Origin of the sequence: Marinitoga sp. 1154 (assembly GCF_013363285.1) — a bacterium.
Taxonomy (GTDB): Bacteria; Thermotogota; Thermotogae; order Petrotogales; family Petrotogaceae; genus Marinitoga.
Genome location: NZ_LBFB01000013.1, coordinates 1 through 14,055 on the forward strand (window position 1 = coordinate 1; position 14,055 = coordinate 14,055).

8 protein-coding genes are annotated in these 14,055 nt (G+C 27.9%); 4 read left to right on the forward strand and 4 right to left on the reverse strand.

Translation table 11 applies throughout. The annotated features are described in order from the left end of the window. The 4 genes from XO12_RS07030 to XO12_RS07045 all read right to left on the reverse strand — a co-directional run. Nucleotides 1-731 (reverse strand): AAA family ATPase (locus tag XO12_RS07030; RefSeq protein ID WP_175419993.1); only part of this gene is annotated, 731 nt, incomplete at its 3' end. Between the two features lie 413 nt (nt 732-1,144). Further along, nucleotides 1,145-3,097 carry a S8 family serine peptidase gene (locus XO12_RS07035; RefSeq protein WP_175419994.1) on the reverse strand — a complete coding sequence of 651 codons (1,953 nt, stop codon included), beginning with the start codon at nt 3,095-3,097 and terminating at the stop codon, nt 1,145-1,147. 15 nt (nt 3,098-3,112) lie between these two features. Beyond that, the gene (locus tag XO12_RS07040) at nt 3,113-6,592 is read right to left on the reverse strand and encodes a hypothetical protein (protein WP_175419995.1); all 3,480 of its coding nucleotides are present in this window, start codon (nt 6,590-6,592) and stop codon (nt 3,113-3,115) included. A gap of 179 nt (nt 6,593-6,771) precedes the next feature. Next, nucleotides 6,772-9,759, reverse strand: a complete 2,988-nt coding sequence (locus XO12_RS07045) for a DEAD/DEAH box helicase (protein WP_175419996.1) — start codon at nt 9,757-9,759, stop codon at nt 6,772-6,774. Between the two features lie 74 nt (nt 9,760-9,833). Here XO12_RS07045 and XO12_RS07050 point away from each other — a divergent pair, with 74 nt between their 5' ends. The 4 genes from XO12_RS07050 (at nt 9,834) to XO12_RS07065 (ending at nt 14,040) form a co-directional block, all read left to right on the forward strand. Next, nucleotides 9,834-10,520: a cytochrome c biogenesis CcdA family protein gene (locus XO12_RS07050; RefSeq protein ID WP_047266571.1), complete on the forward strand. Its 687-nt coding sequence runs from the start codon at nt 9,834-9,836 to the stop codon at nt 10,518-10,520. 4 nt (nt 10,521-10,524) lie between these two features. Continuing rightward, on the forward strand, nt 10,525-11,184 hold the full coding sequence (locus XO12_RS07055) for a thioredoxin fold domain-containing protein (protein ID WP_052913278.1): 660 nt from the start codon (nt 10,525-10,527) through the stop codon (nt 11,182-11,184). A gap of 447 nt (nt 11,185-11,631) precedes the next feature. After that, complete coding sequence (locus XO12_RS07060; protein WP_047266572.1) at nt 11,632-12,885, forward strand: adenylosuccinate synthase; 1,254 nt, start codon at nt 11,632-11,634, stop codon at nt 12,883-12,885. Nucleotides 12,886-12,945: 60 nt separating this feature from the next. Further along, on the forward strand, nt 12,946-14,040 hold the full coding sequence (locus tag XO12_RS07065; RefSeq protein WP_175419997.1) for an iron-containing alcohol dehydrogenase family protein: 1,095 nt from the start codon (nt 12,946-12,948) through the stop codon (nt 14,038-14,040). Nucleotides 14,041-14,055 lie beyond the last annotated feature (15 nt).

Sequence of the window (14,055 nt, forward strand, 5' to 3'; positions counted from 1 at the left end):
TTGAATCCAAGCATCTCGTTGAATTTTATATCTATTGTTTTATTTTTAGTTATATTAAATCCACTGGTTAATGAATCCAACATTATTGGGCTTACTCCTGTCATAAACAGCCTTTCTATTATTGTTTCTGTTCCTTTTTTTATTTCTTCATAGAATTTTCTTACAAATCCATGTTTTGTTACACTGTCTTTGAATAAATCAAGGTTAAAACTCAATAGTTCATTTGCAAAATGATCATATTCGTCTATTAATAAGTATATTGGTTTTCTTATTTCATTCTTTATTCCGTCAAGAAATGAGCCAAGAATATCTGCTGGTTCTGTTAGTTCTTTTTCTATTTTTAGTTTTAATTTATAATCATTTTTAAAATTATCAAGAGAACGTATAACTTTATTTTTAAAACTATTTATTAATTTTTCTTTATTTTCTGTTTGTATTCCAGAAAAATTCATTTTTAAAATATAATAATTGTTTTTTAACGATGTTGGATTTTTTCCTATGTATAATTTTCCAAATAATTTTTCAAATTTCTCTGCATAATTGATATCATAATACTTTGCAAGTGTATCTAAGAACAATGTTTTTCCAAATTTCCTTGGCCTTAAAAACACTATATTTTTTTCATTTAATGATTCTAATTTTTCTATATATTCTGTTCTATCTATGTAATAATAATTTTGCATTATTACTCTTTCAAAATTTTGTTCCCCATATGGTATTTTTTTCTTCATAAACACACCTCTTCTAATAAATAATGACAAAATCAAAAATACTTTTTTATTTTATTCTTATATATCAAGCAGAAAGCCGCTATTTTTTATTTCTTGTTTTATATATTTAAAATTTCAGATAACAATTCATTTTTCCTTTCATTTCGCTTTTATTTTAACATTTTTATCATATATTTGTCAATCAGTTTTAGAAAGATATGTGATTTCCCTACGAAAAGAGTGGATAATCAAGATTAATGAATCTGTTTTTACAGTATAAAATATTTATATTTTATCATATATTTCCTCACTTATTTTGGAAGAGAACTTAAAATATTGATAATAATAAAATAATTTGTGGTAGTTGCAATTTATTATTGTATAAATTGTTATATAATAAAAAAGAGAGGCCATTAGACCTCTCTTTTTTATTTTTAGAAAATAGTCCATGGTATAGAACCAGCTGGAACGTTTTTTACAAATCTTGCATCTTCAATAAATCCTTTTGACTCATTTTCTGGAATTATACCAATAACAGGAACTGGGTTTCCATTTATTGTTGCAATTCCTGAGAAAGTTATTTCAGAAGCTGACTTTGTAACATCTCTGTATATTATTAATTTAAATTGTCCACTTAAATTTGATAAATCAGCTGAAAATTCTGTAGCTTCTTCCGAAATACTTATAGATGTTTCAAATGATATAGTGTTTATATTTTCAACTAACAATGTAGCACCGCCAGTTATTGTAGAATCTAATGCGATATCTAATTTAAATGTTGAATCTAATACTAAATAAATTATGGTACTTTCATCGCTTAATGTAATGTTTTTTGTTAATACAGTTGCTTCTTCTGCTCTATAATTTAGTGAATCAAATTGCATATAATCAGGTCCACTTAAAACTAAAGTGTAATCTCCAGGATCTACAGAATAGAATGTGCCATATCCATCATCTGTTGTAACATAATAATTTGCTCCTTCTCCTGATTTTCTTATAAGAGAAATAAATACATTTGATAATGGTGCTCCAGCATTAGACATAACATAAAAATCATAACTTGCTCCCGATGTGGATGGTAATGTTTCATTTACAGCTGCAGCTGCATTTATTCTTCCATAACCTGCAGCATGATCCCAACCTGCAATATCTATGTCATCTGCAGTATTTTCTATCATTTTTCTTATTTGATATGGTGTTGCATTTGGATGTAATTGTTTTAACAATGCTGCCAAAGCGGAAACATGTGGTGTTGCCATTGATGTTCCGGCCCAATAATCATATGGTTCTGAATAAACACCATATATTTGAGCTGAATGTCTTGGAATAGTAGATAAGACCTTTTCTCCGGGTGCAGCTACAGAGATAGTATCACTTCTATTTGAAAAATCTGTAACTTCATCTCTTGCATTTGAAGCTGCTACTGCTATAACTCCAGGGTATGAAGAAGGATAATGCCAGTGTTGGTCAGTATGATCATTTCCTGCTGCTGCAACAAATACTGCATTGTGGAATAATGCGTAATCTATAGCAAGTTTTAGAGTTTTAGAATATCCTCCGCCACCCCAACTGTTTGATAATACTTGAGCACCGTTGTCAACAGCCCATATAATACCTCTTGCAACATACGCATCACCAATATAGTCTGGTTGGAATATTGGTATTGACATTATTTTTGCACCATATGCAAGTCCAACTACTCCATTTCCATCTTTTTTAGCAGCAATAGTTCCTGCAACATGTGTTCCATGATCATCTCCATCATCACCAGGGCCACCAATTACTGCATCATAATCTTCATCAGGCATTATTAAATTTCCACTAACTGGATCAAATCCTGCTACAAATTGACCGGCTAAATCTGGATGTTGTGCATCAATTGGTGTATCAATAACAGCAACTATAACATTTGTTCCAGTTGCAACTTTCCATGCATCAATAGCGTTAATTTTATTCATTCCCCACAAGCTATCTTCAGAAACACCATCTATATTTTTTGTAATTGTATCATCTATTATTTCAGGTTTAGGATCTATTAAATCTCTTTTAAAACTTGGCTCAACATATTTAATTCCATCAAGCTTTAATGATTTTAATTTATCATAAGCCTCTTTTAATGTTCCGTCAAATTTTATTCCAACAACCTTAATTTCTGGAATTTCAATATAAACTTCACCATTTAAAGCTTTTTTTATTTCTTCAATTGAATCTTTATTTTCGTATCCTACAAGTATTCTCCCTTCAAATACTTCTGCATTATTGAATTCGCTAAACACAACATTGTTATCTTTATCATTTTCATTCGGATTCAACAAAGTGGTCTGACAACTAGCAAAAATGAACAATATTGATAAAAGACCTATTAAAATATATTTTAAATTTTTCATATTCACCCCTCCTTATTATTGTTTTGACCAGTCATCGTCGCTTCTTAGACTGATTTCCCAATATGTTTTATAATATTTCAAAATACCTTTCACATCAAGTCTATCTCCAATAGTGGCATCTGAAGTTAATATATTAGATCCACCTTTATATACATATATTGAAGCTGTACTGTCCGTTGTGTCATATTCAAGACTTAACCCATATTTATCAATACTTGTTATTGTTCCTGATGAGCTAACTAAAGCACTTGCATAAGGATTTAATCCTATATCATTTTCCTCTAATATAGAAGGATCTAAAGGTATAGCATTTAATTCATTTCCAGATAGCTGATCTAATATCATAACATTTTTCACAGCAAATGTTTTTCCAAAAGTATCTGAATACATATCGCCTTTTACAATAAGAATATCACCGATATTTACATTATAAACATTAGAATCAAATTTCAATTTTAATGCCTTATTTGTTATAGGATCTTCTAAATATACATAATTTTTATATACATCTACTACAGAACCAACAATATTAGCACCAAATAAATATGTTGAAAGATATTTATCTTGAGATTCCTCTATGGAATATATATCATAAATATCTGTTCCAGTAGTAAATGTATTAAATGCATCGGCATCCACTCTACCAAATGGATCTACACCATATCCCTGATCTATAGAAATTGATATTGCACTTGATACATCATTTTGAGTATAAGCATATGCAAGATCTATTGCCCATGAATATGTTTTATTAGGAGCAAGTGGCTCATTATACATATATAATCCGTTAGCATTTAGTAAGAACCATTGTTGAGATGCATAATTTACTGCTAAAGGATAAGGGCCCATAACATCATACATTTGTTGATATACCTTACCATCTTCACCTATATATCCAGGCAATAAATGTTGTTCAGATTGAACTAAATCATAAATCCATAATGTATATTCAAAAATAGCATTATTCAATGAATTATCATAAACTTTTGGTCGGAATTCAAAAATAGGTTCTCTTGCAACGTTTGTTGATAACATAGATGGTGAGGTTAACTCTACATCAAACATACCAAGTGGAATTACAGAACCTAAATAATGTAATTTTGTTTCACCATCATCATATACAGCCGTAACACCATAATGAACTTCTTTACCAGGTTCCAACTTAGGACTGTAGTCTCTGAAGATAAAGTTATTTTTTGAATATTGTGACACATATCCAGCCTTTTCCCAATTTAAGCCATCAAATGATCTGTATATATTATATCCATTTGGATATTGATAATACATTCCATCAGGATCAAACGCATTAACAGGGATCCACCATACTTCAACCCATAAATTGGAATTTGGTTGTGCTGCTTCAATATTATAATCTAACTTTTTATTAAATTTTGACTCAAGCAATTTAATCTTATTTTCAACATTTCTTTTAATTAAATTATTTATTTTTACATTAGCTTTTTCAATATTGCTTCCTTGACTATAAAATCCTATTTCCATTCTTCTTGTGTAAGAATCCAAATTAGTTCCCATTCCGTAAGATGCCCAATCTGCAGGTGTATATTTCGGAAGAACTATGTCATTATTATTTAAAATATTTAAATACTTTACAATTTCAATTTGATTATCATTGTAATCATAAACTGTTATATGTAAACCCGTTAACCCATTGTAATCAAAAGTATTAAACACAAATGCCACTTCTGAAGCTCCTGATGTATAACCTCTATCGCCAGTCATAAACCCAGATCCTGGAGTTTTTCCTAAAGATGCATAAATAATATTTATATGATCATTTGATACAGGAGTTGCTGTAATTTCAACAAAAATAGGGTAATTAATTACAACATTATCAATATCTAAAGCTTCTGGTTTATTTTCAGGCGTTGCTCCATTTGAAGCCCAAAGATAGTAATCATTGTATTTATAAACACGAAAATCCACTTCTGGTAATTCTTGTGTATCTGGATCTGGATTTAATTCTGCTTTTCTTAATGTAATATAAACATCTTTTACTTCTCCTGCTTTAAGCTTTAGTCCATCAACTTTTGTCAATGCATGATTCAACTTAGTTGCTTCTATAGTTAATGTTGTAGAATCGGAAGTTAAATTCAATGTAATAGTCGCCATGCCATTTGCATCTGTTGTAGTTGAAATATTATTCACCAAAATATTTGCATTATCAACAGCAGGACCTGATTTTGCATCAGTTACATAAACTACAACAGTAGCATTCCCTGTTATTTCAGATGTAGGTGCAGTATATATGAATCCTTTTTCTGCTATTCCGCCAAATGGATCTTTTGCTACGATTATATAATTTCCATCTTTATTTTCAGTATTAAAGAAATTTGCATATTTTTCCCCTATTAAAGTCGAAGCTTCCTGAGTTCCTGAATATATTTCATATTTTAATTCATCGTTATCATTATCAACAGCATTCCATGTGAATTTAACTACAGAATCATTTACGGCTTCAGATGCAACTTCTGTTTCAAATACTGGTGCTGTATTTGATTTTGTTGTAAATAACCATACAGGACTTTTCGTTTCAAATCCTTTATCATCTCTAACAATAACATACCATGAAACACTATTTCCAGGTAAAAAACCGCTTATTGAAATCTGGGTTTGATCTGTTGTCGCAACAAATGTGTTATTAATATAAACATCAAATTCTAGCGGATCATCATCCACATCAGTTGCAACCCATGATAAGTTAACAACAGCACCGCTTTTAAAAGTTGAATACTCCCATGATACATCATTAGCATTATTATCTGGAATAGGTGTATCTATTTCCGGGAAATGATTATCTCCTTCATATACGCTATTAGCAACCTGAAAATTTATTTCAGGACTTTCGATTTCAATATTTCCTAATTCGACAGCTATAATTTTTACAGAATAATTACCAACTGTAATTAAGTTGGTTATTTGGTATGTTTTATTGGTTGTTGTACCATCTAAAGTAAATTCGCTTTCTCCAGGCTTTTTCATCAATATTTTATATTCATAATCTCTTCCATCTATATATGAAAATATTTCCCATGAAATAATTTTTGATGAATTTTTTAATATAGATGTGTTATTCTGAGTAAGAATTTTTATTTCTTTAACACTTGGAACAACTTTAAAAGTTAACTTGTTGGTTTTAACAGTTTGGTCTCCGGCTATAACTTCAACATAATAATCATAATCCCCTAACTCCCAAAGTATATCTTCTGGAATAGTTACATTTGTTAATTTTAAACCGCTCTTTTCAAAAACCTTTTTTCCAGATTTTTCTACAACTAATTTTGCAGTAAACGAATCAACTCCTGCAACAGACCAGCTAATATCTACAGATGTTTTTACAGGCACAACCCCGTTAATACCAGTAACAGCTTTTGTAATAGTTATAGCTATCGGTTTTTGTTGTGTTAAACATGACGTGAAAAGAAATAGTAATACAAAACTAAGGATTAGAAAAACAAGCTTTTTGCTACTTTTCATCCAACTACCCCCTTTTATAAGATATTGATAATTTACTAATTATTTAAATTTTTCTTTTTTTAATTTAACATCATATTATACAATAATTTTTTACTGTTTTCAAGTTACTTAAAGGTAAATTTAAATAATTAGGAAACCGAATATTAATTAATATAAAAAAGAAGCAACGTTAAGTTGCTTCACTCAAATAGTTTTAATATATCATCTTTTGATAAATTTTTTAGTATGGATTTTTCAACAGTTATTGCAAGATTATACAGATCTGATTTTGCCTTTTTTAATTTTAATATTTTTTCTTCTATTGAATTCTTTGTTATAAATTTATATACAAATACCGGTTTTGTTTGTCCAATTCTATAAACTCTGTCTGTTGCTTGATTCTCAACAGCTGGATTCCACCATGGATCATAATGTATTACATAATCAGCACCTGTAATATTTAACCCAGTTCCACCAGCTTTTAAACTAACTAATAGTAGTTTAATCTCATTATTTCTATTAAAATCTTCAATAATCTCTACTCTTTTTTTTGTTTGACCAATTATTTTACTATATTTTATATTCTCTTCATTCAACCATTCTTCCATAATATTAATCATTTTAACAAATTGCGAAAACACAACTATTTTATGATTTTCACTTAGTACTTCTAATACAAATTTTTTAAATTCATTAAATTTAGAAGATTCTATATTTAACCCAAGCAGTTTTGGATGATTTACAACCTGTCTTAATCTTAACAATCCTTCTAATATGCTAAAGTTTAAATTTCCCTGCGACATAGCTATTTTTTGTCTATATTCATGTAAAATTTGATGATATATTTTCACTTGATGTTGCGTCATCTCGTTAAATATATATTCTTCTGTTTTTGGCGGTAATTCGTTTAAAACATTTTCTTTTTTTCTCCTTAATATAAAAGGATTTATCTTTTCTTTTAATTTTTTTATACTTTCTTTATTTGCATAGGTATATTTTCTGTTAAATTCTTTTCTTTTTCCAAAAAAGCCTGGCATTAAAAAATCAAAGATATTGTATAAATCATTTAGTGAATTTTCTAATGGCGTTCCTGTTAAAGCTAACTTATGTTCGGCTTTTAATTTTCTAATTGTCTTATATAATTTGGTTTCATTATTTTTTATGTATTGTGCCTCATCTAAAATGATATAAAATAATTTTATTTTTTTAAATTCTTCAAATGAATTTCTTATTGTTCCGTAAGTTGTAAGTATTACATCAACATCTTCAGGTATTTCTTTTTGATTATTATGATAAATATAATATTTTATATTGGATGTAAATTTTTCTATTTCATATGCCCAGTTATATACAACAGAACGCGGAGCTATTATTAAAAATTTTCTATTATTTCCTTTTAAAGATAAAATTAAAGCTATAGTTTGAAGAGTTTTTCCGAGCCCCATATCATCTGCCAAAATTCCATTGAAATTGAGTTCTTGAAGATATCTTAAAAAATAATACCCGTATATCTGATAATCTCTCATAGGTATTTTTAATTCAGGAATTTCATACTCTTTTATTTTTTCAAAATTTTTAATATTTTCAATAAACTGTTTTGTTTTATCATCAATGGTATTTATTTTTAATTCTTTGCTATTTAATAAAGAATATATGTTATAGACTTCTATTTCTATTTTTTCATCCTTAAATTTAATTTCTTCTAATTTTTCAAGGATTTTCGGCGGGATTTTTATAAATGTTTCGTCTTTTAATATTATAAAATTATTTTTTCTATTTTTGGCAATATTTAAATCTATTTTTCTATTATCTTTTAATTCAATTTCACCATCAATATCAAACCAGTTATTCTTCAAATTCAGGTTTAATTTCATACTTTTTATTTCATGCATTTTTATATTTTTATTCATTTTTACTATTACGTTTTTATCCAGATTTTTGATTTTATTTTCTATAAAATCAAAAAATGATTCTATTTCTAAAAACCCCTTTCCCTGATTATCCAATTCAATTCCAGCATTTTTTAATGAATTAATTAATTTTTCTTCTTCTTCAAGATTTCTATGTTTGTAATCTTCATAGAATTCTACTTCATTACTATATAAAAATTTTCCTTTCAGATAGAATTTATCTTTAATAAAATTTATATATAAATTCAACTTAGGAATAAATAAATCCTTTTTTATTCCCAATTTATCGTCTATTTCAAGTTCTAACCCGTAACGTTCATATTTTATTAAATGTTCTTTTATAAATTTTTCCAATCCTTCTTTATTTTTAAAAGTAATATATGTTTTTATATTATCGTATTTTGGTAAATGGATAGAAGCTTTTGTTTTTATTAAAGATATCATGTTATTTTCAATATAAGCCATATCATTAATCGAAGAAATAATATTATCATATTTTAGTTCTGGCAATATTTCTATTGTAGCTTTATTTTCTTCTTTATCTTTTTTTAGATGTATTTTTAATTTGATATCTTCCCCCCAATTTATCATTTTTTTATTTCTAAAAAGTACTTTTTTATTATTAATTTTTTTAATATCTTCAAAACTTTTTAAGACAAGTTCATAACCTGGTTTTGTTTCTATATATCCAGGAGTCAATAATTTTTTTATATCGCTTTCATCCTCAGGTACTTTTAATTTTAAAAAATCCATAACTTCATTATATGAGTTTATATCTTTTCTTAAAAGAATTCTGTTATTTTTTTTATATCCCAATTTTACTATCGTTTTTTGTCTGTCGGGATATATTAAATAATATGTATCGCCATAATCTTTAAAATTAAAATAATTGTCTAATCTATAATCCAGTGTATAATCATCATCAAATATACCCAGACTTTCAATATATTTTTCAATTTCAATAATTAAACGAACGATATGTTTACACAAAAACGGTGCCTTTATATTATCCTGGCAAGTACAGTTGTATTTTATTTCATGTTTTTTTTGATTGAATATTAATTCAGGCCTTGCATAATTAAAATATTCAAGGAAAATTACTGAAAATATTGTTTTTTCTTCATCATTGTAAATTGCAAATTCATAATCTTCATAATAATATTGAGCTAATTCAAGTTCCAATGCTTTTTTTATCAATTTTTCTGGAATTACTTTTTTTATATTTTTCAATCTTTCCAGTAATATACCGGTATTTTTTATATATATCTTTTTATCCATGATAATCTCCCCTTTTAAAAACTGAGTTTTTTTGTTATAATTATATATACAAAATTTATATATAAGGTGATAATATGGAGAATTTGACATTATCAATCCAGCCGACTATAAGTTATCTTGGATCATTTTTGGGCGGAATACTGTCATTTTTCAGCCCATGTGTTTTACCTTTAGTTCCTCTGTTTTTCGGTATATTGATACCTGATATTAAGAATTTACCCCTAACGTTAAAACGAGGTATTGCATTCTTTATCGGATTGTCAATGTTTTTTTCTTTACTTGGAGCATTAGCCGGTAGTATAGGTTTTATATTATCAAAATATCAGTTTATACTTAATATTATAGCAGGGATTTTTATTATAGCAATGGGAATATATTATTTAATTGATAAATCATTTTTTAAGGGGTTAAAATTTAATTTTTCAAAATATAAAAATACATCATTTATAAGTGCTTTTATACTTGGAATTTTGATTTCATTCATATGGATACCGTGTTCTGGACCTGTATTGGCCGCTGTTTTAGCCTTTGCCTCTACAACGTCAAATGCTTTTAAAGGTGCGTTTATGCTATTTTTGTATTCACTTGGAATTTCAATACCTTTTTTATTTTTAAGTGGCATAATCAGCAAAATAGTTTCAAAAATTACATTTGGTACCCCTAAATGGGAAAAATATTTAAGAATTACAGGAAGTGTTATTTTGATTTTAATAGGTATTTTAGTTATTTTTGGTAAATTCAATTCATTACAGGGAGTGTGATAAAATGAAAAATTTATTTGTTTTTGCGATGTTTATATTTGCAATATCTATATACAGTTATGCAGCAAACCTTGATGATTTTATTATTCATGATTTTAATACAGCTCTTAAAATAGGTGAGATAACAGGAAAAAATGTTGTCATTATGTTTTCCTCTAAAAGCTGTTATTATTGTAAAAAATTTAAAGAGGATGTATTAACAGATAAGGAAATTCAGAAATGGTTAAGAACAGAATTTATATTCGCTGAAATATATGCAGATAAGAATAAAATTGCAAATTTTAAGAATAAAAGTATGAATTATGTTGAATTATTCGGTGCTTTTGGAATACGTGGAACACCAACATTTTTCTTTTTTGATAAAGAACCACTTGCTCAATTACCAGGATTTGTTGAGAAGGATACTTTTTTGTCCATCTTAAAATATTTTAAATATTTGAAAACAAGAAATATTAAGTATCAGGATTTTGTGAAAAGCAATATAAAAGTTAATATTGAACGCAAAATTTTAAAACTAAAAAAAGAAGATATAGAGTATTTACTTTTAAATGATCCAAATACAAAAAAATACAATGAAAAAATGGATAAATATACAAATGTGATTTTGGATAAGGTTGATAAAAAATTAGAAGAAAACTTTTATGTTATAATTTATGAAAAGTAAATATAAAAAATATTGTTTTTAGTGATTTTCTATGATATTACAATATCCAAAAAGTAAAGTCGCTCAAACCTTGATTGTTAATCTTCAAAAATAGCTCATTATCGCCGGTCGTATTAGACTCACATCCATGTTCGGCTTCACTCAATTTTACGCTTAGATTTTTTATAAAAAATCTAAGGGAAAAGGTGAGCGATAGCTCAAAAGTTTTTTATAAAATCAAAAATATTTAAACCAATACCCGCGGTAGCGTGTATGGACAATCTACGAGTTTTCGCTTACTTGACTTTTTAGACATTGTAATGATATAATATCCATGTAAAATAATAGTAGATATATAATAAAATCAAAGGACGGTTTTATTATGAAAATAACAAAAATAAAAAAATTATATATAAAAAACAAAAAGCCCTTTAATGGGGCTTTTTTACTTTTTTGGAGGTGAAAAGGATGAAAAGGGTTGCTATTGTTGGAGCACAATGGGGTGATGAAGGTAAAGGAAAAGTTGTTAATTATTTCTCAAATAATTATGAATGGATTGTAAGATTTTCTGGTGGAGCCAATGCAGGACATACTATATATTACAAAGGGAAAAAATATGTAAACCATTTATTACCTTCAATTATACCTGAAGGTAATTCAAAAGCTTTTTTAGGAGCAGGAATGGTTATAGATATAGAGCAATTAATAAAAGAACTGGAAATTCTGGAAAATGATTTTCCGGGTGTTTCTTCAAAAATATATATAGATTTAGAAGCTTTTATAGTTTTACCATATCATAAAGAAGAAGATGCAATTTTAGAAAGTTTAAGAAAAAATCCAATAGGAACAACAAAAAAAGGAATTGGTCCTGCATATACTGATAAGGTATCAAGAGAAGGATTCAAAGTTTACCACCTTTTTGATGAAGATTTATTAAAACAAAGACTTGAAGAGATTATTTATTTAAAAAGGAATATATTTGGTGAAAAATATAATTTTATGCCAGAAGATATTTTTAATTACCTGATAAAGCAGAAAAAAAGATTGGAAAAATTGAATGTGAATTTCACTTCTGCAATAGATATGGCTGATGTTTTCAGAAACACTTCTGTATTATTTGAGGGTGCTCAAGGTGTGTTACTTGATCTTGATTTTGGCACATATCCTTTTGTGACTTCCGGTGCAACAATGGCTCATGGTGTTTCTTCCGTCGGTTTTTCAACATTTGAGCTCGATGAAGTATTGGGTGTATTAAAAGCATATACAACACGCGTTGGCGAAGGGCCTTTCCCAACAGAAGAATTTGAAGAAATTGGTGAAGTAATAAGAAAAAAGGGAAACGAATTTGGCGCAACTACAGGAAGGCCAAGACGTGTTGGCTGGCTTGATTTACCCGCATTGAGATATGCAAAATTAAGATCTGGCTTAACAAAATTTGTCATTACAAAAGCAGATGTTTTAAATGGACTTGATGAAATAAAGGTTTGTGTTGGTTATGAAATAAATGGAAAAATAAAAGAAATTCCAACATCATCCTATGATTTTTTTGTGGCAAAACCTATATATGAAAGTTTAAAAGGATGGCCTGATACAAAACATATTAATTTCTTGAAATATATGGCATTTATTGAAGAAAAAACAGGTATTGAAATTTCTCATATATCCTACGGACCTAAAACAGAAGAAATGTGCAGTAAAAATGAGATGATATTTAATATTTAATTACAGATTATGTTATAATAAATAATAGAATAATGCTAATCGTGTATAAGGAGGGGTTTCATGTTGTATAATATGCCAACAAAATTATATTATGGAAAAAATATTATTTCGCAACATAAAAATGAAATGATCTGTGGTGAAAAAGCTTTAATTGTAACTGGTAAAAATTCTGCCAAAATAACAGGCGCTCTGGATGAGGTGATTTCTGTTCTTAATGAATTCAAGATACCCTATGTTCATTATGACGGAATTGGCGAAAATCCAACATATGATATGATCTTAAAAGGAAGAGACATTGGTTTAAAAAACGAATGTGATTTTGTTATAGCTATTGGTGGTGGAAGCCCTATGGATGCCGGAAAAGCTATAGCTGTATTAACAGCAAACCCAGATTTGATTCCTGATGATTTGTTTGATAATAATAATTATGACGTTTCACTACCAATTGTTGCTGTGCCAACGACTGCCGGAACAGGAAGCGAAGTAACTGAATATGCTGTTTTGACAAAGCCAAATGGAAGAAAAACCGGTTTTAAAAGTAATTTAATCTTTCCTGATGTCTCTTTTTTAGACCCTATATATATGTTAAAGATGAATAAAAACCTCACATTAACTACTGCGGTTGATGCGCTGTCCCATGCTGTAGAAGGGCTTCTCTCTAAAAAATCAACTCCAATATCAAATATACTTGCCAGAGAATCCATTGAATTAATATATAGATATTTACCAAAAACTTTGGAAGATCTGGAAAATATTGAATACAGAGAAAAGCTGGCTATTGCATCAACTTTAGCTGGTATGGTTATAGCACAAACAGGAACAATCTTACCTCATTCATTAGGATATAGAATTACAATACATAAAGGAATAAGACACGGACAGGCTACAGCTATATTTTTACCAATAATTGCCAAAGAGGTAAAGAAAGAAAATCCAAAAAAAGTAGAAACTCTTGAAAAAATTTTTGGAACTTTAGAAAATTTTGAAATCTTTTTAAAAGAAATAGGAACATATAATTTTAATATAGTTTTTACTGAAGAAGAATTAGAATTATTTTCTGAAGAAGTTATGAATTCATCGCATATAAAAAATACACCTGGTAATTATGATAAAAATAAAATTAAAGAAATGTATAAAAAAATTGCAAAAATATGATAAAATATTGAATAA